General features: G+C 46.7%; 16 protein-coding genes. 3 read left to right on the plus strand and 13 right to left on the minus strand.

From position 1 onward, the window contains the following. Positions 1–23 precede the first annotated feature (23 nt). The gene (locus ACFSUC_RS04200; RefSeq protein ID WP_379928237.1) at positions 24–1,151 is read right to left on the minus strand and encodes a fatty acid desaturase; all 1,128 of its coding nucleotides are present in this window, start codon (positions 1,149–1,151) and stop codon (positions 24–26) included. A gap of 254 nt (positions 1,152–1,405) precedes the next feature. Between ACFSUC_RS04200 and ACFSUC_RS04205 the strand changes: the two genes are divergently transcribed. Then, on the plus strand, positions 1,406–2,758 hold the full coding sequence (locus tag ACFSUC_RS04205) for a dihydrolipoyl dehydrogenase family protein (protein ID WP_379928458.1): 1,353 nt from the start codon (positions 1,406–1,408) through the stop codon (positions 2,756–2,758). Between the two features lie 71 nt (positions 2,759–2,829). Here the strand turns inward: ACFSUC_RS04205 and ACFSUC_RS04210 are convergent, their stop codons facing one another. Both ACFSUC_RS04210 and ACFSUC_RS04215 read right to left on the minus strand, forming a co-directional pair. Further along, positions 2,830–7,068 carry a cadherin domain-containing protein gene (locus tag ACFSUC_RS04210; RefSeq protein WP_379928238.1) on the minus strand — a complete coding sequence of 1,413 codons (4,239 nt, stop codon included), beginning with the start codon at positions 7,066–7,068 and terminating at the stop codon, positions 2,830–2,832. A 62-nt stretch (positions 7,069–7,130) separates the two neighbouring features. Then, positions 7,131–7,838, minus strand: a complete 708-nt coding sequence (locus tag ACFSUC_RS04215; protein WP_379928239.1) for a hypothetical protein — start codon at positions 7,836–7,838, stop codon at positions 7,131–7,133. 528 nt (positions 7,839–8,366) lie between these two features. Here ACFSUC_RS04215 and ACFSUC_RS04220 point away from each other — a divergent pair. Then, positions 8,367–8,615 carry a hypothetical protein gene (locus tag ACFSUC_RS04220; protein WP_379928240.1) on the plus strand — a complete coding sequence of 83 codons (249 nt, stop codon included), beginning with the start codon at positions 8,367–8,369 and terminating at the stop codon, positions 8,613–8,615. Then, entirely contained in the window at positions 8,602–8,970 is a 369-nt protein-coding gene (locus tag ACFSUC_RS04225) for a PIN domain-containing protein (protein ID WP_379928241.1), read from the plus strand. The genes ACFSUC_RS04220 and ACFSUC_RS04225 overlap by 14 nt, the downstream gene beginning before the upstream one ends. Before the next feature lie 358 nt (positions 8,971–9,328). On the opposite strand, the gene ACFSUC_RS04230 is transcribed toward ACFSUC_RS04225, so the two are convergent. From ACFSUC_RS04230 to ACFSUC_RS04275, 10 genes are all read right to left on the minus strand, one after another. Further along, positions 9,329–13,681: a cadherin-like beta sandwich domain-containing protein gene (locus ACFSUC_RS04230; RefSeq protein ID WP_379928242.1), complete on the minus strand. Its 4,353-nt coding sequence runs from the start codon at positions 13,679–13,681 to the stop codon at positions 9,329–9,331. Positions 13,682–13,794: 113 nt separating this feature from the next. Then, a complete protein-coding gene (locus tag ACFSUC_RS04235; protein WP_379928243.1) occupies positions 13,795–14,907 on the minus strand; it encodes a response regulator in 1,113 nt (370 codons plus the stop codon). A gap of 12 nt (positions 14,908–14,919) precedes the next feature. Then, on the minus strand, positions 14,920–18,003 hold the full coding sequence (locus ACFSUC_RS04240) for a hybrid sensor histidine kinase/response regulator (protein WP_379928244.1): 3,084 nt from the start codon (positions 18,001–18,003) through the stop codon (positions 14,920–14,922). A 361-nt stretch (positions 18,004–18,364) separates the two neighbouring features. Then, a complete protein-coding gene (groL, locus tag ACFSUC_RS04245; RefSeq protein WP_379928245.1) occupies positions 18,365–20,008 on the minus strand; it encodes a chaperonin GroEL in 1,644 nt (547 codons plus the stop codon). A gap of 133 nt (positions 20,009–20,141) precedes the next feature. After that, positions 20,142–20,423, minus strand: coding sequence for a co-chaperone GroES (groES, locus tag ACFSUC_RS04250; protein WP_379928246.1), 282 nt, complete (start codon positions 20,421–20,423; stop codon positions 20,142–20,144). A gap of 344 nt (positions 20,424–20,767) precedes the next feature. Beyond that, entirely contained in the window at positions 20,768–21,538 is a 771-nt protein-coding gene (tatC, locus tag ACFSUC_RS04255) for a twin-arginine translocase subunit TatC (protein ID WP_379928247.1), read from the minus strand. Between the two features lie 27 nt (positions 21,539–21,565). After that, positions 21,566–21,817: a twin-arginine translocase TatA/TatE family subunit gene (tatA, locus tag ACFSUC_RS04260; RefSeq protein ID WP_379928248.1), complete on the minus strand. Its 252-nt coding sequence runs from the start codon at positions 21,815–21,817 to the stop codon at positions 21,566–21,568. A 92-nt stretch (positions 21,818–21,909) separates the two neighbouring features. Beyond that, the gene (locus ACFSUC_RS04265; RefSeq protein ID WP_379928249.1) at positions 21,910–22,419 is read right to left on the minus strand and encodes a MogA/MoaB family molybdenum cofactor biosynthesis protein; all 510 of its coding nucleotides are present in this window, start codon (positions 22,417–22,419) and stop codon (positions 21,910–21,912) included. A 156-nt stretch (positions 22,420–22,575) separates the two neighbouring features. Next, positions 22,576–23,250 carry a 5-formyltetrahydrofolate cyclo-ligase gene (locus ACFSUC_RS04270; protein WP_379928250.1) on the minus strand — a complete coding sequence of 225 codons (675 nt, stop codon included), beginning with the start codon at positions 23,248–23,250 and terminating at the stop codon, positions 22,576–22,578. Beyond that, the gene (locus tag ACFSUC_RS04275; RefSeq protein ID WP_379928251.1) at positions 23,250–24,200 is read right to left on the minus strand and encodes an endonuclease/exonuclease/phosphatase family protein; all 951 of its coding nucleotides are present in this window, start codon (positions 24,198–24,200) and stop codon (positions 23,250–23,252) included. Before ACFSUC_RS04275 ends, ACFSUC_RS04270 begins: the two co-directional genes overlap by 1 nt. Between the last annotated feature and the right edge of the window lie 117 nt (positions 24,201–24,317).

The following is a 24,317-nucleotide window of genomic DNA, read 5'->3' on the forward strand; positions in this document are numbered from 1 at the left end:
AATGCTTTTATTTTACCATATCCTCATTTCCCTTGGAGGCTTGGTCTTGAATTTCCACGTCGCTTGCGACTGCTGTCGCTCTGTTTCATTGCCTGTTCCACTTGTCTCAGTCCCGTTGTCCGTGCATGAGCATCGTCAGCTTGATCGATTGAAGTGTGAGGCTCCATCTTCGCCTCTTTAAATGTGACGAATTTCTTGTTTTCTTCATCCCACAGCTTGAATCGAAGGGATTTGAGACTTGTCATGAGCGTAATCGTCGTCGCTTTTTGAAGAGGCTTTACCGTGTCGTGCGCTTTCTCGAGGTGATAATTCGGCACCTTGGGACTTAGATGATGCACATGATGAAAACCGATATTCCCCGTCAGCCATTGCAGCAGCTTGGGCAGCTTGTAGTAAGAGCTGCCTTCTACCGCAGCCTGCACGTAGCTCCATTCCTCGTCGTGCTCGAAATATGAGTCTTCAAATTGATGCTGCACATAAAACAGCCAAATTCCCAGCAGTCCCGAAATGAAAAACACCGGACCCTGGATCAACAGAAATGCTTCCCAGCCGACTAGCAGACACATGCCAGTATACAAAGCTGCAATCAGCACATTGGTCACATACGTATTGATTCGCTCTGTACGGCGAGCGCCTTTGCGATTGAATCGATACTCAATGAGAAATACGCCGATCGGTCCCAGTCCGAACATGACCAGCGGGTTGCGATATAAGCGGTACTGCAGCTTGCGCCAAAATGATGCCTCCCGATATTCCTCGACGGTAAGAAGCCACATGTCTCCCGTTCCTCGTTTGTCCAGGTTGCTGCTGGTCGCATGATGGATCGTATGGGTGTGCTTCCACTGCTGATAAGGAACCATGGTCAGCACGCCCGTAAGTGTGCCGAGTATGTCATTAGCCCGCTTGCTCTTGAAGAAAGACTGGTGACAGCAATCGTGAAATATAATGAACGTACGCACCAAAAAAGCTGAGGCCAGTACAAGAAGCGGCGCAGACAGCCAGTAAGAGATCGATAAACTTGCATAGGCCAGATACCATAGCAGCATAAAGGGCAAAATCGTGTTGAAAATCTGGAAGATACTCGTTTTCAGGTTGGTATGCTCAAGAGGAGCCACTTCTTTCTTGAGTTGGACAATGCGAGACGAATTCATGTGATGATTTTCCTCCTCAGCTTTCGCTTCTTCTTCTTTCACTTTCCTTTACTATAGGATGAATCTGCCTTTCTTATAAGTCATAAATGTAAGGTCAACCCTATGACAAATGTCATATATGATCCGACAACCCGTATCCTATAGCGGTTTTTTCGGTCTGCATTCCCTCCGGATGGATAGAAGATCCTGTTTCAGTTCGAATGGTTGTGACAAAGAATGCGTATAGAGTCAGAAAGCATGATGGATAAGGAGTGATCAAGTTGAAAACGTACGATCTGATTGTGATCGGTTCCGGTTCTGCCGGGTCCGTTGCTGCAAGAAAGTGTACAGAGGCAGGGTGGCGTGTGGCCATGATAGATCACAAACCATTTGGAGGAACTTGTGCTCTGCGAGGTTGCGACCCCAAAAAAGTATTGGCAGGAGCCGCTGAATTGATAGATTGGAACCGACGCATGCAGGATAAAGGCGTTCCGAATAGCGCCTCCATGAAATGGGAGGATCTGATGCGGTTCAAACGCACTTTCACGGAAGGGGTTTCGGAGAACAAGGAATCGATGCTGCATGATCAGGGAATAGATACGTACCATGGGAAGGCCATTTTTCAAAATGAAAAAACCTTGCGGGTTGATGATGAAGTGCTGGAGGGAACCTATATCCTCATTGCCACCGGAGCAGAGCCTGCTGCACTTGGTATTGAGGGCGAAGAGCATCTGATCGACAGTGAGGCATTTTTGGATTTGCAAGCATTGCCGAAACGAATTGTATTTGTCGGGGGAGGTTTTATTTCCTTCGAATTTGCGCATATAGCCGCCAGAGCTGGCGCTGAAGTGCATATCATCCACAAGGATGAGCAACCATTGGGTGCATTCGATCACGACCTGGTAGATCTGCTCCTGAAGCACTCCGAGAAGCTCGGCATCCAGCTGCACCTGAATGCTCGTCTTCACGCCATTGAGCAGATGGACAATGCCTACCAGGTGATGCTGGATCAAGGAGAGGAGCAAACGTCGATCGAAGCCGATATGGTCGTCCATGGGGCAGGACGAATCCCTGCGCTCGATATGGCATTGGAGAAAGGACAGGTGGAACGAGACAAGCAGGGCGTAAAAGTAAATGAATATTTGCAAAGTGTGAGCAACCCACATGTATATGCCGCCGGGGATGCCGCCTCATCCGGAGGACTTCCGCTTACCCCTGTCGCCAGTATGGATTCGCATATCGTGGCAGCCAATCTGTTGGAAGCGCAGAGCAAGACCGTAGATTATCCCGTGATTCCAACTGTCGTCTTCACCATTCCAAAAATCGCCGCGGTCGGCATGCGGGAAGAAGACATACCGGCATCCAGTAACACGATTGAAGTCAAGTACGAGGAAACGACAGACTGGTTCACCTACAAAAGAACGAACGAAGGAATCGCGGCCTATAAGTTGCTCATTGACAGGTCGTCTGATTGTATTGTGGGCGCGCATCTGATCAGCAACGAAGCCGATGAGCTGATCAACCATTTTGCCACTGCGATTCAATTTCAGATTCCGATCACAGATTTGAAGAAGATGCTCTATGCCTATCCGACCGCTGCCTCCGATATCGGGCACATGCTGTCATAGATGCCCATGAAGACGTTTAGCCCATCACAAAGCCCCATCCATGTGAATGAAAATGGATGGGGCTTTGTTGACTAAATCAAATCAGATTTTTGCAATAGTCTCTGCATCATCATCGCAACCTCAGCTCTTGTAACAAATGCTTTCGGTGCTAATTGGTTCTGGTTCCGACCCGACACAATTCCTGCTTGTACGCTGGCAGCAGCGCTTTCTGCCGCCCAGCTTGAAGCATTTGCTGCATCTTCAAATGGCTGTAATACCACCTCTGCGGATTGTGATGAAAGCTTGGATGTCAGAGCTGTCAGCTTCATGGCCTTGGCCATAATCACCATCGCTTGTTCACGCGTGATGCTTTCATTCGGACGGAAGGTACCATCCTCAAAACCGCTTATGAGATCATTTGCGTAAGCCGTATGGATGGCATCATGGTACCAGACAGCTGGCTCCACATCTGCAAAAGGCACGGTGCCACTTTCCAATTTCAGTCCTAATCCCCTTACGATGATGGCCGAAAATTCAGCTCGGGTAATATTCCGGTCTGGCTGAAACTCGCCTTGACCGATACCGCTGATAACCATACGAGAGCCCATGTCGTTTACAGCTTCTCTCGCCCAGTGCTGTTCTACATCCTTGAATGCTACGGGATGCCAGACTACCGAATACGTACTGTTCGTCAAGCTGTTGATCTGCGCAACATACTGGCCATCGGTTTGTATCACTTTTGTTGGCACATGTCTGACCGTTCCATCTGGTTCAACCACAATACCTGTCGTGATTTTATCGGGATCCATGCCTTCCGGTATGGTGACGGTACGCTCGATATAGGCGTTGAACTTCGTCACTTCCTCCGTTTTATTCCCATATACAGCTTGCACTTTAAAATCAAGTGGTGGCGCCACCACCGTGAAACCGCCTCGACTCGCTGCATGCTCAACCAAACGCTTCGTATCTTCCTGTGATTCAGCGACTTCGATTTTTATTTTAATATCCTGCAGTACCAAATTTGTGCCGAACCGCTCTGAAACCACATCGATATTGATTTGCTGAGCCGGCAAGGTGTAGGATGCATTTCCTTTGCGAATCTCGACAACAGCCTGCTTCTGCTCCATGTTTTTGATCATCTGTCCATTCAGTTCACTAACCGCCACATCGCTATCCGGATTGAACGGTACTGTAATGGTTGCGCCCATACCTTCTTCCTCAAGACGCTTCTGCAGCTTCGCTTCATCTACAACAACACGGGTCACCTTCTGACCTTTTACTTCCTCTGTCGTTGCAGTGCCCGCCTTTTCCACTTTACCATTTACAAGCACTTCGACCTCATTGTCTGCTGGCTTTGGAGGCACTTCGTTCATGTCTATGACCTGGATCGTAAATGATTTTGTATAAGTCGCTCCGCCGCTGTCCGTTACATTTATTTCGATGTCATAGCTAGACTTTGCTTCGTAATTCAGGATCGCTTTTGTCAGTAAGTTGCTTCCCTCAATTGAAAAATGGTCTCCTCCAGCTGACAACGTATACGTAAAGGTATCTCCTTGATCAGGATCTTCCGTATTTAGAGCCCCCACAATCGCACCCACTGAAAGGTTTTCCCTCACCTCTGTTGAGGATAAGGTGATGTCGGTCGGTGTCTCATTTACATCTTGAATACGGATCGTTAAAGCTTCCTCATAGAGGTTGTTGGCACTGTCCGTGGCACGAACGCGTATGCTGTAGCTGTCCTTGACTTCATGGTCAAACACCGCATTCGTCTTCAGTGTACTGCCATCTATTGTAAAGCTGGTATTGTCCGTGTCTCCCGTTCCGTTTGCGAACAGGTAGGTAAACGTCTCCCCGGCATCCTCATCGGTCGCGGTCAAGGTACCGATGATTGTGGCTGATGCCACATTTTCATCTACGCTGCTGGTGGTTAAGCTTACACCGGTTGGCGTTTCATTCACATCTTGAATGGCAATCGTGAAGGCTTCTTCAAAGAATGCTCCTTGACGATCTGTAACACGCACTCGGATGCTGTAAGTGTCTTGCGTTTCATAATCGAATGAAGCACCTGTCTTCAACGTCGTTCCTTCAATCACAAAGCTTGCGTTATCGGTATGACCGCTGCCGCTCACCAAACTGAAAGTGAACGTGTCTCCGCTATCCTCATCTGTTGCAGATAATGTTCCGACCAGTGTACCCGAGGATTCGTTCTCATTCACACGGCTAACTGACAATGCGATATCACTCGGTGCTTCATTATCATTTGTAACATTCACGCTCACCGTCTCGTCAGCATGATTCGTGCCATCGCTTACACGCACGGTCAAGGCAAAGCTCGTACTGGCTTCATAATCGATCGCGGATGTATTCGCTACGCTCAACACGCCTGTTGTGGCCTCGATCGCAAAAGCGCTGCCGGTATTGCCACTCTGAATCGTAAAGGTAACCGAATCATCATCTCCTGTAGCTGCTACGGTTCCGATGGTCGCGCCATTCGTCTCACTTTCAGCCACCGAGAAGCTTTGATTTGCCGTAACCTGCGGTGAAATATCATTTAGATTAACGGTTAATGCGGCCGTGCTCAGGTTATGGGTAGCTTCACCATCATTCGCCTGGATGGTCAAGCTGAAGCTTGTCGTCCCGCTTTCTGCATCCAAGTCACCAGCATCCTGTACCGTGACTACACCTGTATTCGGATCGATGGCAAATGGCAAGGTGCTGTCTCCATCTACATCCGTGTTGCCATCCGTAATGGCATAGGTCACGTTCGTATCCGTATTTCCTCCATCCCCGTCATTGGCATCCACATCATAAATCAAGACTCCGGCATTCACAGTCTCGTCGATCGATACCGTGTGACTGCCATCCGACAAATCTGATTCGTATGCAGGTGGTAACTGAACATCGTTTACGGATATGGTAAAGGACTTTGCAAATTCAGCCTTCCCATCGTTCGTCTGAATGCGAACGGAATACGTTTGACCTGCCGTTAAGGAAGATCGATTTTTCACAACGAGTTCATTTGTATTGGCAATATCAAATAAAGAATTATCCGTATCACCCTCACCTGAAACCAATGTGTACGTGTGCGTATCGCCTTGATCATCATCCGTTGTAGACAAGGTTCCGACTTTTACATTTGTTCCGGTTCCTTCATCTATATGTTGGCTGTCTAACATCACATTTGTCGGTGCGCTGTTCTTCTCATCTTGATTAACGAAATACCAAACGGTCGGATTTCCTGCTTGGTCAACAAAACGAATATAAGCATGATAGTTTTCATTCGTAAAGATATATCCACCCGTTGAACCTGTCCCGTCACTGTCTAATCCCGTTAAAAGATCTCCATTGTAAGAAGCACCATACTGACCGTTTCCATATACATAAGGGTTACGATTGCTATAGGTATGTTCAATGGTGGTTGGGTCTATTTCCCCGTCTGGTAAATAGTCAAAAAATCGCTCAACTTTAAAGGCTTCACCATCCGTCGAAGTGAGCTGTCCGCTTGATACGACAATCTTACCGTTATCATCACCGTAGGTTGGATCCATCGTTGTCGTTTCTTCTACAATGCTGATGTCGGCAACCAAGTCGCCGGTGCCCGATGATGTAATGGTTATGGAAAAGTCTGTGTCAAACACTTTTACCGGACTGGATACATCACCATCTGCGTCAACGGCATACAAGTCATATTGCGTATGGTCTGTTAATGAGTTAGCTGTAACGGTCAAATCATAATCCGTGTTATTTAACGGCGCAGATACAGCTGCAATATCCACGGCTTGCAAGTTAGCCTCAGTCGCATAACTCCCGCTCGGTACTAGATAAATCGTTCCCGTATCAGAAGTAGCATCGGTAAATTTCGCATCTACTGTAAAGTTGCTTTCACTTTCTACTTTATTGATGATCCCATCGTCTTGTCCACCGGCTGGCTCTGTGATTCCGTCGGTTCCAATTGCGACGACCGGGGTTGTATCAGGAACGGTGGTTGTAGCGGAAACCTCATTTGTTGGACTACTTTCAGCCGCATTATGTACTGCTGAAATCTGATAGTAATACGTCGTTCCCCCTGTTAAACCTGTATCTTGGTAATTCGCCACGTCTGCATTTGTTGAACCCGCTTCAGTGAATGAGCCACCGGATGTCGTTGAACGGTAGATCTTGTAACCTCCGTTATCATCCGTTTGGTTCGACCAGGTCAGATCTACGGTTGTCTCTGTTGCAGAAGATACTGTTAACCCTGTTGGTGTTGCAGGTGCTGCTGGTGCTGGTGGTGTTGAATCGTACGCGCTGTTGCGGCCTATCGAACCATTCGAAAGGTTGACGTAATACATCTTGCCATTTTCATCATAGGCTATACCCCCAACACCCGAAAGTGAGATATAATCACTATCTACTAAATCAACCCGTGAACCCCTTCCAAGGAACTACGATCTACTTTGGCAAATCTTCCGGCTTCCGCTGCGACAATATAGAGGTTGCCGTTTGGATCAAATTCGATATCATAGGGATGATTGGGAGAGCTAAGTGTTTTCACGACTTCAATTTTATCTGTTGTTCCACCTGGACCATCTGAATAAATTAACTTTTGATTGGCATCAGCTAGAAATGTATCGATTTTGGCTTTTGGTATTTTCCAGACGTAAGTACCAGCCGCGATATATAAATCTCCGTTCGAATGAAATTCCATACCAGTAAGCTGTACTTGTGAAGCAAATAACTCGACTCCCGGTTGGGTCGTGTCTGTTCGGGTATCTAATTCACTCTTTTTTATCACATAGACCGTACTATTGGCTCTGTAAAATAGATGACCGTCAGAATGAACCGTCACAGCAAGAGGATGCACACCCGTCACAATGTCCGTCTTGGTTCCGGTAGAATCAAATTTAACGATAGAACCACCTGGAGTAGCCTGAGCCACATACACTTCTCCGTTATAATAATCGAATCCAACTGGCGTATTCAGGCCCGTAATTGCTTCGAATGAGGCACTGACTTTTTCGATCCCGCCTAACGGGGCAAAGAATGAAACGAAAAACGCTAAAATCGACACCCATGCAATGGCTCTTTTGGACTGTTCGTTGTTGAATTTTCTTTTTGTCATTGTTTTTCCTCTCCATTATGTAATTGACTTCGATGCAATATCTTAATTGCCACAACAGCACGCTTCTATCATGACCCTTGATGAATTTCGCTTCGTATACCCCCTCCTATTGGACTACATGTTTTCAGAAACAAGCATTTCATTGTTGGTCAATTATACCATTTGTCAGCAAAATTAGACATAATTTTTTATTCATATAGGTATAAGGATCTAGATATAGTAGCATTGAAAATTCAGATACTACATTCCATCGCTGATATTTGATCAAAATCATCCAGAGGGGGAACAGAATAATAAAAAAGCCTCTCAGCACGTTCAAACTTTTGAACGCGTGAGAAGCCGTAACAGCTTGAACCCAAGTTTACGTTTTTTACTTCATTGCATTTGCTTTTGTTTGCACGCAACTTCAAATGCAACAAGCTTCTTCGACGATTCGTTTTTCTACCGTATTTTTATCGTAACACTCCAGTTCCCCAATTGAGTGTTGTTTCTCAATAAGTTATACTTAATATAAGGATGGTGATTTCCATGAGTTTTATTAGAAAAGTGACGAACAGCGATGCTTTAAAGAACATCGTCGACCTTCCTGATGACCTTAGGAACCAAGACGTTGAGCTAATTATATTGCCTATTCACGACCCATTTTCTTCTAAGAAAACCCCAAGAGTGGAACCCACGGCCAGAGGAGCATTAAAACAATACGCTAACCTGGATTTGCTCCAACTTGAACAAGACGCTTGGGCAAAGGGTGTACAGGATAAACATGAATATCGTTGACGCAAATATTATATTGAGATATTTGCTTCAAGATGCCCAGCAATTCTTAGAGCAAGCCAGAGAAAAGATGGAAGACCAAAACATCTTTATTCCCAATGAGGTAATTGCGGAAGTCGTTTATGTATTGGAAAAAGTGTACAAAGTGGAACGAGCCCATATTTTTGACTCGCTGTGGAACTTACTCTCCTATAGCAACATAAGAACTCATGACAGAAACATCTTAGTTGAAGCCCTGAAGAAATACAGTGAAATAAAAATTGATTTTGTCGATGCACTACTCTTTTCCTATTCAAAGATAGGTGGACATACCATTCATACCTTTGATAAAAAATTAATTCAGTTACTTGATGAATAACGTAACGGTTAATAAAAAGGCTTCTCAGCACGTTCAAACTTTTGAACACGTGAGAAGCCTTTACTTATTTTATAGGGTTAAACGATGGTCAAACGGATTAAACGGCGTTCCTCCGAGGAGGAATCGTTGATGCACAAGGCTCCAGGAGCCTGATTACATCATGTATCCCATAAGGTAACAAACCGTAACAGCTTGAACCCAAGTTTACGTTTTTTACTTCATTGCGTTAGCTTTTGTTTGCATGCAACTTCAAATTGCGACACCATCTGATAAATACATCCACATTGATGATTAGCCTCACAAAAACTGTATCTGCCATGAACTTGAATTCATGGCAGCTACACATTACTTCATTGATCTACTCAACAAATATTTCTACATCCCCTTCAATTCTAAACATATGATCCATTGATGCTTCCGCAATGTCTTCATACGCCCAGTAAGACGTTGGAACATCTGGCCAGATTGGAGCTGGAACCTCTGTTAACGGACCTCTTCCTAGCAGTTTATTAATCACGGTAACGGCTTCCGCTCGGCTCAAGGCTTCGTTCGGTTGAAAGCTTCCATCGCGGTAGCCAATCATGATTTCAGTGTCAGCTAGAGCGGAGATCATATCGGCTGCCCAGTGGCCTTCTATATCCGTGAAGTTGTGCGTTCCAGTTGCCTCCAAGCCCTGCCATTGAAAAGCGATCGCTGCCATCTCTGCTCTTGTCATCAGTTGATCGGGCTTAAACTCATCCGTTGTATAACCTTGCATGATGCCATGTCGGGCGACCTTTTGAATATGTTCATAGGCCCAATGGCTCGATGCTAAATCAGAGAATGTTTTATTTTCACTCTCATCATTTTGTTCCGCGTCGGGTAAGTTCCTTGCAAGTATAGTTGCCAATTCAGCTCGTGTAATGTTCCGGTCAGGCTTAAAGGTCCCGTCTGTATATCCGGCAATATACGCATGATGGATGAGGTGGCTTTCTTCTTCCTCAAGCTGGGCAAAATACGTATCTGCACCTTCCATGTATACCATGGTGAAGGTACTGAAATAGTTAATGCTAAAGGTAACGTTCATTGAACCGTCCGCTTGCGTTGCTAGCTTTCCTTGCAACAGCTCCTTGCTTCCATCGCTATGCTCGATAAAGATTACAAGGTTATCTAGAAGCTGTTGCCTGCTTGCTGCATCGGCAGGTACATCCTCCGAGTGTAAGGGCAAGGTAATCGTGACCGGTTGGGATTGCATATTTGTTTCAATTTCTGCCGGTCTGCCCAATACAGCAATTTCCCGATCCTTGGCTACTTCCTGCACCATTTTTTCCTTCTTCGCTCTTTCTATGACTTTTTCTTTTTCCGATTGTTCCTTGATAGGAATGACACGGAAATAGAGGTCTTCATCGAATTGAGATAGCGTACTGTTCGCTATGGAAAGAGTCGCATTCTCTGTTTCAATAATTAGGCTTGTTTTTCCGTTTTTAAGCTCGCTGAGTGCTTCTTTCGGAATCGATACGTGAACTTCATCAGCGTTATCCTCCGGATCTGAAATCACAATACGTGCGGTATGATCCCCTTGCTCGGTTAGTCCTTTAACCGATTCCTTGGCGCTTTCTTCTGTTAATGTGACTGCATCGGTAACTTTCCCATCCGTTGCTGTCGTTCTCTTGATCGTTGTTTTGGATACTGTTGATCCTTTGTTACCACTTTCCACATTCACAGTTCTTTCTTCTACCGATCCACCTGATCCACTATCACTAGAATTGTTCCTTGTTGCCCGGTTCACTTCAATTTCATATTGTTTTGTGGTACCGTCCTCGGCCGTAACCACAATAGGAATGAGGTTATTTCCCGGAGTTAACGGGATTGTCTTCGTGCTTATTGCCTCTCCATGAATGGTCAATGTCGCGTTTACTTCATACACAGCCGCTGTAACCGTGATGTCTGTTTCTACGTTTGCGAGCTCTACACGATATGAATCAACTGCAGGCGAGAAGCTTGGTGTTAATACGCCTTTGTCCACGATCAGTTTGCTTAAATCGGCAATGCTTGATTTGGCACGGTTCACTGTTACTGTATACGTTTTTTGTCCCCCATCTTCGGCTGTTACAACGATGGGAATTACGTTGTTTCCTGTTGATAGCGAGATGGTTTTCGTGCTCGTGATTTGCCCATCCATGCTCAAGGTAGCATGCTCATCATAGACATCAGCTGTTACTGTTATGTTGTCTACATGATTATCTACATGGATATAGTAAGTATCCGTATCAGGTGAAAATACCGGGCTTAAGGTTCCCACACTGCTCTCGATGCTGCTTAGCTGCATATTACTGGAGTAAGCTCTGTCTACAGTTATCGTATATGTTTGGGATATCAGACCATCCTCCGCCGTGACGTTCACCGTGATTGTGTTATCCCCTGTATTCAGGTTGATCGTCGTGGATGCCGCGTCGCTGTTCACACCTGTTCCATTGACGGTGACACTGGCGTTAGCATCTGACAATGTCGGTGTCACCGTGATGCTTGTCACCTCATTGCTGACGCTCACTGTATAATTGACTTGATCCGATGAGAAGACGGGACTTAAGGTACCTTCACTTACGGTTAGCCCGCTTAGTTCAGCGTCATTGGAAGAGACGACGGCTGTGGCTGCACTGCTTGCCTCTGTTCCCGTTCCAATCGTATTTTTCGGCACCACCTTCACCTTGATCACTTTCCCTATATCGGTTGATTGAATTGTATACGTGTTCGTTGTCGATGCCGCTTGAACTTCTGTTTCATTGCTCACACCGTCTGCATCATAGTGATAAAAGGCGTACGTGGTTCCTGATTCTGCATCACCGTCCACATCTGCATAGCCGGATGACGCCGTCAAGGTTTGTCCCACTGTGAGCGTTCCGCTTAACGTTGGCGATGCAGTGGGCAGTGCATCGCGATGAACCTTCACGGTGTATGTACCCGTAGTCGTGCCATCCTCCGCCGTGACGTTCACCGTGATTGTGTTATCCCCTGTATTCAGGTTGATCGCCGTGGATGCCGCGCCGCTGTTCACACCCGTTCCATTGACGGTGACACTGGCGTTGGCATCGGACAATGTCGGTGTCACCGTGATGCTTGTCACTTCATTGCTGACGCTCACTGTATAATTGACTTGATCCGATGAGAAGACGGGACTTAAGGTACCTTCACTTACGGTTAGCCCGCTTAATTCAGCGTCATTGGAAGAGACGACGGCTGTGGCTGCACTCGTGGCCTCGCTTCCCGTTTCGTTCGCGTTTTTCGGCACCACCTTCACCTTGATCACTTTCCCTATATCGGCTGATTGAATTGTATACGTGTTCGTTGTCGATGCCGCTTGAACTTCTGTTTCATTGCTCACACCGTCTGCATCATAGCGATAAAAGGCGTACGTGGTTCCTGCTTCGGCATCATCGTTCGCATCCGCATAGCCGGATGATGCCGTCAAGGTTTGTCCTACTGCGGCTGTTCCGCTTAACGTTGGCGATGCGGTGGGCAGTGCTGCTTGCGGGTAATAATTGATCCCATCATTATTAGAAGTCACGATATCTACCGTTTCGTCAGAATTTATATCATAAAGAAAAATCTGATCAATTATATGACCCACATTCTTTGTCCAGTCTGGAGCGGTCTGAAAGGAACCCCCGCGATTTAGATGAACATCGAGTTGTCTCCCAAACTGCACTGGGGTCAGCACAAGATCAGGAAATCCATCCTTATTGAGATCGCCGAGCTTAGCTTCTCCTACAGCATATTCATCTTCTTCACGCAGCTTTATTTTGTCAAACCCATTATTCGCACTGTTCCGGTAATACAGCAGCACCTCATGCTTTCTATTACTATTATCCGTGCGTACTAATACAAAATCATCTTTTCCATCTTGATTCAGATCCCCTACGGAAACGTGTGTGCCAATGAATGTATCGCCGCTAGTCGGTTCAGCTTCCAAAGAAAAATTCCCGTTCCCATCACCGATTGCGATGGCATAAGAGGCCCCGGCTTCACTGATTGCCATAATAAAATCGAGATGTCCATCGCCATTGAAATCGCCTGTAGCTTTGTTGGGATTGCCCAAATTCGTAACGTGCTCCGTACTCAAGACTTGAGTAACAGAAGAAAAGCTAACATTCCCTTCTGTGCCATTGTTAATACCTAAATACAGATTAGTATCTGGATTAGAACGTTCAATCCATAATACGTCGTCTTTACCGTCATTGGTAAAATCGCCAGAAACAACACCTTTACCATAAAAAAATGCAGACCCAATTTGCGGTACCGTATCTACTAAATCAAAGCGGTCATCTGTTGCATTCCAACGATATACAAAATTTTCCCCATTCGGACCAGCCGTCACGAGATCCAAGTAACCGTCATTGTCGAGGTCAACCAAGCTGGAACCATAAATATCATGTGTATCACCACTAAACACTTCATACTCCAAAGCCCCCCTTAGATCTCTCAAGGTGGACACTCGATACCCGCCATTATACTGCCCACCCATTGCATGTAACGTTCCGTCATCATCCTCACCCATCGATACAATATCATAACTGCCAAACTTATCAGTGGACAATACGATTTTTTCACCAAAGTTAATCGTAGCTTCTGCAGTCTGAACGCCCGCAAATACGGGTTGTCCTCCAAATAGGATGACGATCATAAGCAGTACATACATGCATGCTTTGAAGCTATGCTTACCCCTCTTTAACATCTGACTACACTCCTTCTGATTGCCTTATTCATGTCCAGTTTATTCTAACAAACCGGTCTCACAAGATTCTCACAAGAAGGAATGGTAGAAGTGACAATCAGAGTCAGACGATCTCATTCTAATATGGAAGCCGCTCTACGCTTAAGCTCCTTCAGTTGTTCCACTCCCAATTGTTCGCGATAAAACGCTTCCAAGCTCGCATACTGCCGCCTCATACGATCCTTGTGTACACTTCCCGCATAAATCTCAAGCAATCGAATATGCAGCTCCGTATGATCAGGTTCAACAGTCAAGCAAGCATGGAAACGCTGCTCTGCACTCTCCTGTTCTCCTTGCAACAGATCATCCCGCATTAGCATGCGCACAAGCCGCTCATACACATTACGAAATTGCTCTTCTAGCGGAAGCTTCCATACATACTCCTTACCGGCGAACAGAGCTCCTTGATACCATGAATAGAGCTGTTCGGAACGCGCTCTATCAAAAGTCGCAGCTTCCCACACAAAGCCTGCTTGTTGAAACGCTTTTAGATCATATAGACCATTACCCGATTCCAGCATATAACCTTGTGTTGTTTTGACCAAGTTCATCCCAAGCTCGCAGTGCAGCAGCACCTTTTTCACTCTATAAATCGTATTATGAAGGTTATGTAAGGCGCGTTCCCCGTCCTTATCCGGCCAAAGCAGGTCTACCAGCTGCCATTTATCGATATCCTTGTCCGCATGACACAGCATATAAGCAAACAGTTCTCCCGTTTTGCGGGTAGGAAAATGCACCAGCTTACCTTGCGCATCCCAAACCTCAAAGCCTCCAAAGCTGCGAATCGGTATCATTGCAGAAGCGCTGTTCTTGTCTTTCATTCCGCCACGCTGCTTCACCAACCGGTTTCTTACTCGTTCTATCGCCTCTGGTGTGACCGGCTTTACGATATAATCCAGCGCATCCACATCGAAGGCTTTCAATGCATATTGCTTGTACGCCGTTGTAAATACAATGTGTGTATGCTCAGAATGCTCCATGACTTGCTGTGCAAGCTCAAGCCCACTCATCGCAGGCATTTCCACATCCAGAAACAAGACATCCGGCTTCAGCTCATGCAAGCATGCCAGCGCCTCCAGCGGATTCGTGAAAGCGCCCTTCACAGTGAAGCTCGTATTGCGGCCAATCAACAGCTCCATTAAAGTTAAAATTGGTTGCTCATCCTCTACAATAACGACCTCAAACAATGTGATCCCCCTCTACTTTGGCAACAGCAATGTGACGATCGTTCCGCTTCCCGGCTCGGAATACAGCTTTAGCTCCGCTCCTGATATGGCCTGCATCCTTTTCCTAATATTCACAATTCCGATTCCCCGCCCCACCTGTTTATCTTCGAAAATGGACGCTATGTGCGCCTGGGACATGCCTACGCCATTATCTTCAATCTTTATCTGGATACGATCCCCTTGATCCTTCATGCAAAGCACTCCCTTACCCCTTCCTTCCTTTTTAAACAAACCGTGCCGAATTGCATTTTCCACAAAAGGTTGAATACACAGGGTAGGAATGGTTACGTTCTGAAGGCTCTTATCAACGTGCATGTGAAATTCAAACCGATCCCCAAAACGAGCCTCTTCTATTTCCACATACGCTTCAATCAGCTCCAATTCTTGCTGCAAAGGAACATATTGTACAGAACGATCCAGCTCCAAAATAGTCTGTAAATATTGACTGATCCGGGACAGTAAATGAGCGGCCTTCTCCCCATCCGTATAACAGAAGGAAATGACGCTGCTGAGCGCATTGTACAAAAAGTGCGGTTTTATCTGCGCCTGGTAGAAGGCATATTCATTTTGCAAAGCTTCCTGCAACGACGTTTTTACCGAGATCAATGTTTGGATTCTGGCAAGTAAGGTATTCCCTTCAAACGGCTTTGTCACGTAATCATTCGCGCCCGCATCAAAGCCGATCATGATATCCTGCGGAGCGTCTTTGACCGTAGCCAGTAAAATAGGCAATTCCAGAAGCGTGTTGCTAGCTCGAAGGGTTCGACACAATTCGATTCCCGAAGTGCTCGGCATCATCACGTCCAAAATGACGAGATCAACGTCATGATGCTGTCGCAGCTTGTCCATTGCTTCCTTTGCTGAAAAAGCGGTCAGCACATTGTAGCTTGAACTTAATACATTTAAAAGAACTTGAATGTTCGAGGGCTCATCATCGACGATCAGAATCGTATGATCATGCACCTCTATAATGTCTAACTCCTTATTGGGATAATTCCGTACTTGCTTAGGATATTCAGCAGCTGTAGCAGCTGTAGCAGCCGTTGCTTCGGACAAGCTCTCCGGAAACGGATTGCTCGGCAGCGTAAACTTCATTCGTGTACCTTGTCCAACCTCGGACCAATCGACCCAAATTTCCCCGCCCATCAGCTCGAGCAGCTTACGACTAATGTACAGACCTACCCCCGCTCCCGAAGAATCGTCCTGAAGACGACTTTCATCCAGCCGCACAAAGTAATCGAATATTCGCTCGTGCTGATCGTTCGTCATCCCTGCGCCCGTATCTGTTACCGCAATGCTAGTCTGGCTGGCCTCCACATGGGCAGTAACCTGTATCGTGCCTTCTTCTGTATGCTTGATGGCATTAGACACGATGTTATACAGCACTTGCCTAATCCGATTCTCATCCGCATGCACCCAAATATTCGGCTCAACCGAGTTAATGAGAGTAACCTTTTTACCCGTCAATTCAAATTGCAATAATTCCAGTACCATCTGCACCGCAACCTTAACCTCTACCGCAGCACGGTTTAGCCGCAGCTGTCCATGCTTTAATTGCGTTACGTCCAATAGATCACGAATCAACATGGACAGCTTCGTAGCGGTATCCTTAATGAGGTATAGATGATGTCGCTGCTTGTCAGATAAGGGCTGCTGTTCATCCTCAAGCATATGGGCAGCCGTATTTAAAATACCGTGCAACGGAGTTTTCAGCTCATGGGATGTACTCGTTAAAAATTCATCCTTGAGCTGATTAGACATGCGCAGTTGCTGGGTAAGCAGTTCATTTTTATCATAAGCATTGGAAAACCGGATCATCAACAAAATATTGATGATGATAATAAAGCTGACTAAGCCGCCTTTTCCGGCCAAATCATGCGGAATCATATTTTCACTGTACAGCAGTCCACTCACAATAAACACAATAATGGACACATTTCCAGCTATAAACAATAACACTTCTATACGATCCGCTGAATCATAAGCTGTTCGCGGGAAAAACACAATCCCTTTGATGATGAAATAAAGAAAGATCAGTCCCATGTAAAGAAATAAAAGGTATCGCACATCCATATGCCACGTATAGGGAGCGACCACGACTGTCACCAAATACATAACCAATGGAGTGACTACCCATTTTAACTTCTCTGATGAAAGTAAACGATCATTGACAGAAAAAAGAATCATAATGAATAGTGTAAATATAGAAAAAATACTAAGCTCTATCAGTTTATATGTCAAAACGAAAGAAAAGTCAGGAAACATTCTTTGAAATATCTTTTCCCCATACAACAGATGGAAGCATACGCAGGATAATAAAAAGAGTCCAATGAGCAAATAGCTCTTATCCCTGCGCACAAGTATATAGAGACCCAAATGATAAACACTGAATATAGCCAGCATAATGATAATGCCTAAATCGAGCCCAAATTCCATCCCGCTTTGTATGATCAGATCCTGCTGCAGCCCGAACGAGATCGCATTCACGACCCCGCCTGTGGGAAAATGGTAATTGGCCACTTGCAGCACGACTTCCACTTCATTCGTATCGTTTTGAAAAAACACCGTATACGGCGTATTGCCGGGCTTATATGTTGCTACGCCAGCAGCAGGAGTACCGCTTTCACCCATCAATTGTCCATTGATATACAGGCGGTGAGACATCCGAATATTTTTCGTTTTCAATCCGAAAACTTTATCCGCTTCGTTCAGCTTCATCGTAAGCCGATATGTACCATAGCCTCTGCGATCCATCCCTTCGTTACGTGTTTTCCCTGTCCAAATACCTGGAACAGATAAATAGGATGGGTGACCGGGCGTTCGGGCTGTAAAATCTGCTGGATACAGTAGCTCTTCGTAAAACTCCCATTGTCCGTTGAGATATACCTGTCCAGCTGCTTCAAAATTCCAATTCGATAAATCGAGCTGTCCACGCTCGGCTCGCGGAGCATCGCGATTGGGCAATAATTGAGCATAGGCGATTAAGAGCAATGTCATGAAGATCAGCAGGATACTTCCGATGATACCGACATGCTTTGGCTTGAGTGAATGTAACATGTAGTGCTCCTTCTGAAAGTACCTTTCAATATCTTTACAGTATCACAAACCAGTTCATGCAACCAGTGACCAACGGGTGCGGTGTGTGTCAAGCAATTATGGGCAAAATCTAGTGGGAATACGCCTAATATATGATGTCCCTTTCTTAAAAAAACAGAAGACACCTTAGAGTGATTTCCATCACTCTGAGGTGCCTTCATTATACACAATGTGGGCAATCCGGGTTTCTCTGAAGAGAAACCCTTGCCTTAAAAGCTTCACAGCCTTCATTTCCTCATGGAGCTTTCTGTGCTCCATCGGCAATCGAGCCTACCGCTTAATCGCGGTCGCTCATCATCGAATGACTTCGATAATGGCTCGATTACATCATGCCGCCCATACCGCCCATGCCACCCATGCCGCCCATGTCAGGCATGCCTCCGCCGCCAGCGTTTTCTTCTGGCTTGTCGGCTACGACAGCTTCTGTCGTCAAGAACATGGAAGCAACGGATGCTGCATTTTGAAGCGCGGAACGAGTCACTTTCGCAGGGTCTACGATACCGCTCTCGATCATGTTAACCCATTCTGCGGAAGCAGCGTTGTATCCTACGCCAGCAGCTTCATTTTTCAGACGCTCCACAATAATCGATCCTTCAACACCCGCATTGGACGCAATCGTGCGAACCGGTGCTTCCAGTGCTTTCAGAATCATGTTCACACCTGTTTGCTCATCGCCACCCGCTTCAACCGCTGCAACTGCCTGGTAGACGTTCATCAGAGCCGTACCACCACCAGCTACGATACCTTCTTCCACAGCTGCACGAGTGGAGTTCAGAGCATCCTCGATGCGAAGCTTGCGCTCTTTCAATTCAGTCTCAGTCGCAGCCCCAACTTTAATAACCGCTACGCCGCCTGCCAGTTTAGCAAGACGCTCTTGCAGCTTTTCTTTATCAAATTCGGACGTGGTTTCTTCCAATTGAGCTTTGATTTGGGATACGCGAGCTGCGATATCCTGTGGATCACCAGAACCGTCCACCACGATAGTGTTTTCTTTTGTTACACGGATTTGACGCGCACGACCCAGTTGATCCATGGAAGTGGATTTCAGATCCAGACCCAATTCTTCTGTGATCACTTGACCGCCTGTCAGCGCTGCGATATCCTGGAGCATTGCTTTTCTGCGATCTCCAAAGCCTGGCGCTTTAACCGCTACACAGTTGAACGTTCCGCGCAGTTTGTTCACGACCAATGTAGCCAGCGCTTCCCCTTCTACGTCTTCTGCAATAATCAGAAGCGGCTTGCCTTGTTGAACGACTTTCTCCAGAACAGGCAGAATCTCCTGAATGTTGGTTACTTTTTTATCGGTAATCAAGATGTATGGCTCTTCCAATACGGCTTCCATCTTGTCTGTATCTGTGATCATGTAAGGGGAAATGTATCCGCGATCGAATTGCATCCCTTCTACAACTTCCAGCTCCGTAACGAATCCTTTGGACTCTTCTACGGTAATAACACCGTCTTTTCCAACCTTCTCCATCGCTTCTGCGATCAGTTCGCCTACTTCATCGTCAGCAGCAGAGATCGCCGCAACTTGTGCGATGCTTTGCTTGCCTTCGATTGGCTTGGAGATGTCCTGCAGCTTTTCAACTGCTGCTCTTACCGCTTTCTCGATTCCTTTACGCATCACCATTGGATTTGCGCCAGCTGTTACGTTTTTCAGACCTTCTCTGATCATCGCTTGAGCCAATACAGTAGCCGTTGTCGTACCGTCACCGGCTACGTCGTTTGTTTTGGTTGCTACTTCTTTAACCAGCTGAGCACCCATGTTTTCAAAAGCATCCTCAAGCTCGATTTCCTTTGCAATGGTCACCCCGTCATTCGTGATAAGCGGGCTTCCGAATTTTTTCTCCAGAACCACGTTGCGTCCTTTTGGTCCCAATGTTACTTTTACCGCATTTGCGAGTGCATCTACACCACGCAGCATTGCTCTGCGAGCATCTTCACTGAAAATAATCTCTTTTGCCATGAGTAAACAACCTCCCTAGTTATTCGTTCATTGTTCCATTGTTCATGAATATAAAACTCAGTCTTTCAACTCTCTATCGTTACGTAACATCCCTGTACCACGCAAGCATCAAACGTCTAAGGATGAGCGGTCTTTATGCCAGTACAGCAAGAATGTCGCTTTCACGCATGATCAAAAGCTCTTTACCCTCAAACTTCACTTCAGTTCCGGCATATTTGGAGAAGAGCACGCGGTCTCCCTCGCTCACTTCCAAAGCAATGCGCTCACCATCTTTCAGTGTTCCGCTGCCCACTGCTACCACTTTTCCTTCCTGTGGCTTTTCCTTAGCTGTGTCTGGAAGTACGATACCACTTGCTGTAGTCTCCTCCTTCGCGATTGGTTCAATGACTACGCGATCGCCTAAAGGTTTGATCATTGAAAATGCGCCTCCTTAATGGAATGTTATGATGTATTTTTTTAAACTTGACTTGTTTAGCACTCGAACTCTTCAAGTGCTAACAACAATTATTAGTTTACTGATTTTAGAGTTAGAATGCAAGAGGTCAAATGAAAAACTTTATAATCTGCACACCTTAAGCAGACTCTCCCAAACAAAGCCGAAACATACACAAAAAAGCCGCCCCCGGATTCCTCCTGGGAGCGGCCTGACCGACAGAGAGAGAAGAGAATACCGTTGTCTCTTGTCGGGTATTTATCACCACACGTATCTAGGCATTCACAGATTCACAAAGTTCACAGAGTTCACAGGGTTCACAGAACTCACTGTGATTCATCCATCTCCTCTGCCGCCTTTTCCCGTTCCCGATCCTGTTCCTCCAGCTTGCGGTACACCCGACGTGAGATCCATACGCTTAATTCATAGAGCAGGATTAGCGGGAGGGAGACCACAACAGCGGAGATCATATCAGGCGGGGTAATCAGAGCCCCTGTCACCACCATGATCAGGTAGGCCAGTCTGCGGAATCGCTTCAGCAGAAAAGGATTCAGAATGCGAATTTTGGTCAAAAACAGGATCACAATCGGCAGTTCAAACAGCAGGGTGATCGGAATCAGAATATTAAACATAAATGAAAAATATTGCGATATGCCGTACGTTTCTGTCAGATCAAGGCTGTCCGTTACCGTTGTCGAAAAATAAAACGCCATCGGAAACACAATAAAATAAGCAAAGGCAAGGCCTACCAGGCCAAGCAGGACCGCAGCAGGGATGTAACCAATGGTCGCACTTTGCTCATGTTTCTTCAGTGCGGGCTTCGTAAATCCCCACAGCTCTATGAGCAAGTAAGGCAGAGAAACCAAAAACGCGAACAAGAACGAAACATTCATGTAAATGCGCAGGGAATCCCATGGCGAGAACACATTCCAGTTGATCTGGGAAGCGGGTTCAACACCTTTTAGATACGTAATAATCGGCTTGGCCAGGATCAGTCCGACCACCATCGTCAGGACAAGCACGATTACCGCTCGCATGATTCTCTTTCTTAATTCATGTAAATGGTCTACAAACGTCATCTCTGGCTGACTGCTCATTCACGTCCACCAACCTGCACTTCGATTTTATTCCGGCAAGCGACGAGATTCCTTCTTCGTCTCCTGCTTCGATTCCAATTCAGATTTCCCTTCGGATTTGCTGGCAGAGGACTTCTGATCCTCCTCATCATCGAGCAAATCCTTTGTGCCTTTTTTGAATTCTTTGATCGTCTTGCCAAATGCCCGGCCCAGCTCAGGGAGCTTGTTCGGTCCAAATAAAAGCAGTGCGACAATCAAAATGAGAATAAGTCCCGGTACACCAATACTGCCTAATCCCATTCTCTTTTTCCTCCTTCCTCATCGTGCTGTATCTCAAATTGTGTTGTAAAGTGATCGTACAATGCGAATCATGCTGGTCTGTCCAAATTTCATCAAAACGGCTCCAGCTCGTCCTGTACACGATCCGTCTGTTGAAGGACACGGATCATACCTGGAAGCTTTGGCAAAATGGCATTGAGACTCTCATGGACCTGCTTGGGCTCGGCGGGCAAATTCACAATCAGCGATTGTCCGCGGATGCCGGCTATGCCACGATCCGTACTATAATAGTCCGCTTCCTGCATAAATCCGCGATAGCGAATCCACTCCGAGATCCCGGGAGCCAGCTTTTCCACCACTTTTCTCGTGGCCTCCGGCGTGACATCACGCGGTGAAAATCCGCTGCCGCCTGTCGTCAGAATCAGATCCGCCTTAAAGTAATCACTCATTTCGATCAGTGCTGCAATGATATCCTCCATCTGATGCGGCACCACCCGATAGTCCACCACTTCACTGCCATACTCTTCTTCGACTAATTCCCTGATGACCTGGGAACTGGTGTCCTCGGTTCCTGTCAATCCATGCTGGCTGCTGATCGACAGGATCGCTGTCCTCCACTTCATCCATATGCCTCCGATCTCTCACCAAAATGATCGATGTTGCCATTCGTCTCTATCTATGGATCTATCCGATATGCTGTTGATGTCAGTATCTGTCTGATGTCTCGCTATTATTGTACTGCATTTTCATGCAGGAAACTATATCTGTCAAAATTCCTTCTAACAATATTGTGAATTTTCATCTGTGACAACCAGATCCATAACCACGTCATGCGTATCCCTTGGAATGTGGTCGAGGAGCTGTTCTCGAAAGGCAACTCCGATCTTTAGCGGTTCTCCCTCTTCCGTCAGAGACCGAGAATCATCCGCTTGTCTCGCCTGTATCGTTTGAACCGCTTGTGCCCACCAGCGATCATAATAGCCTTTGCCATAGCCTAGCCGCCGACCATCAAGATCAAACAGCAAGCCAGGGAAAATCACGGCTTGCATATCCAGTTCATGGGATAGCAACGGTCCCGGAGAAGACCTGTCCGGCTCCAATATCCCCCACTTTCCCGGTCTTAATGCATGCCATCCGGAAACCGCGTGCAAGGTCATCCGGTTGTCCGACATGCAGATCGGGCAAATGACCTGTATCCCTTTCCCCCACATCCACTCCAGCACAGGGCGGATATTCACCTCCGAACCATACGGTACAAAGGTAAAGACTGAAAACGGTGAATGGTCTCCAGGAGTATCAGCTGTGCTGCTTGTCCGGAGGCCGTCCAATACGTCGATCAATCGGCTGCACACTCGCTCAGACTTGATCGCATGCTCCTGCGGGGACAGGGTCTCTCGCCATTGTCGCCATTTCTCTCGGAGTTGCTGTTTTTGCCGGGCTACACCCATCGTCATCATAAATCCCTCCGAACTCTCCCAACCTCAGAATGCGCTACCCTTATTGTAGCACGAACGTCCACCGAAGGCATGGGGGAAGGCGGAGCATCCAGCCAAGCATCCTGCCGGATAAACCGGGCCCATACAACATGATGATCAGAGGATTCGGTTACCCTCACCCCGCTTTGCAAGAGTCTCCACTTGTCCCGGTAGAAAATATGATCCAGTTCCCTTCCGCTCAGCACGGTGGCGGTCAGTCCTTCCGGTCTCGCCTTTTTCCAGCCCTTCATGATTGCCTGCATGAGAGGATGGCTGTCCAGCATATTGAAATCACCCATCAGCAGATCTGGTTCCCCTTGTCCGTGCGGCGAATCATCTGTCTGCTCCAGCGCTGTCATGAGCAATGGAAATTGCTGCTGTCGGTCCGCCTCGCTGACCCCAAGATGCGTCGTCCATATTTGTACCGGCATTTGATCTACGCGCACGGTCACGGACAGCATCGTTCGCTTCTCTGTCTTGCCCGGCAGTACATGCACATCTGCGGATTCAATCGGATACTTGCTGAGAATGGCATTGCCGTATTCCATAAATCCCAGCTTCAACGAGGGAGCAAAAGCCCAGGCCATATTCAGCCGCTCCCCCAGTCGTCCGATCTGATCCTGGAAGCCGCTCCTTGGATTCCAGCGATCCACCTCTTGCAAAGCGACAATATCTGCATCCATTTGCCGGATATCTCTCTCAATCCGTTCCACATCCACTGTCTGATCCAGCCCCCACGCGTGCCGAATATTATAGGTCATCACCGACAGCGTGCCTGGCATCAACCCAGAAGCCGTGAAAGTGGCGACTGCTGTTTCTTCTTTGAACGCCATCCCTCTCACCTCTGTGCCCGCATGCAACATGCCAGATAGCAAGAATACAAGCAAGGCCATTTGTACAATTGGCTGTTTTCCAAGCCGTCCCAGCATCCCGTCCCACCCCCTGATGTCTGACCCCTTCGCTGTAGTGAGCAATCTTTCTATACGGTGGGGAACATTCCTTTTCTACTATTATAATTGAAAAGGCTTACACACTGGAGATGGAAA

Origin of the sequence: Marinicrinis sediminis, assembly GCF_042685085.1 — a bacterium.
GTDB lineage: Bacteria > Bacillota > Bacilli > Paenibacillales > KCTC-33676 > Marinicrinis > Marinicrinis sediminis.

What these genes read in the sequence shown, in the direction of transcription:
- ACFSUC_RS04200 (WP_379928237.1), bottom strand. Translation starts at nt 1,151, where the DNA reads ATGAATTCGTCTCGCATTGTCCAACTCAAGAAAGAAGTGGCTCCTCTT.
- ACFSUC_RS04210 (WP_379928238.1), bottom strand. Translation starts at nt 7,068, where the DNA reads ATGTATTACGTCAACCTTTCGAATGGTTCGATAGGCCGCAACAGCGCG.
- ACFSUC_RS04215 (WP_379928239.1), bottom strand. Translation starts at nt 7,838, where the DNA reads ATGACAAAAAGAAAATTCAACAACGAACAGTCCAAAAGAGCCATTGCA.
- ACFSUC_RS04220 (WP_379928240.1), top strand. Translation starts at nt 8,367, where the DNA reads ATGAGTTTTATTAGAAAAGTGACGAACAGCGATGCTTTAAAGAACATC.
- ACFSUC_RS04225 (WP_379928241.1), top strand. Translation starts at nt 8,602, where the DNA reads ATGAATATCGTTGACGCAAATATTATATTGAGATATTTGCTTCAAGAT.
- ACFSUC_RS04230 (WP_379928242.1), bottom strand. Translation starts at nt 13,681, where the DNA reads ATGTTAAAGAGGGGTAAGCATAGCTTCAAAGCATGCATGTATGTACTG.
- ACFSUC_RS04240 (WP_379928244.1), bottom strand. Translation starts at nt 18,003, where the DNA reads ATGTTACATTCACTCAAGCCAAAGCATGTCGGTATCATCGGAAGTATC.
- groL (WP_379928245.1), bottom strand. Translation starts at nt 20,008, where the DNA reads ATGGCAAAAGAGATTATTTTCAGTGAAGATGCTCGCAGAGCAATGCTG.
- groES (WP_379928246.1), bottom strand. Translation starts at nt 20,423, where the DNA reads ATGATCAAACCTTTAGGCGATCGCGTAGTCATTGAACCAATCGCGAAG.
- tatC (WP_379928247.1), bottom strand. Translation starts at nt 21,538, where the DNA reads ATGAGCAGTCAGCCAGAGATGACGTTTGTAGACCATTTACATGAATTA.
- tatA (WP_379928248.1), bottom strand. Translation starts at nt 21,817, where the DNA reads ATGGGATTAGGCAGTATTGGTGTACCGGGACTTATTCTCATTTTGATT.
- ACFSUC_RS04265 (WP_379928249.1), bottom strand. Translation starts at nt 22,419, where the DNA reads ATGAAGTGGAGGACAGCGATCCTGTCGATCAGCAGCCAGCATGGATTG.
- ACFSUC_RS04270 (WP_379928250.1), bottom strand. Translation starts at nt 23,250, where the DNA reads ATGACGATGGGTGTAGCCCGGCAAAAACAGCAACTCCGAGAGAAATGG.
- ACFSUC_RS04275 (WP_379928251.1), bottom strand. Translation starts at nt 24,200, where the DNA reads ATGCTGGGACGGCTTGGAAAACAGCCAATTGTACAAATGGCCTTGCTT.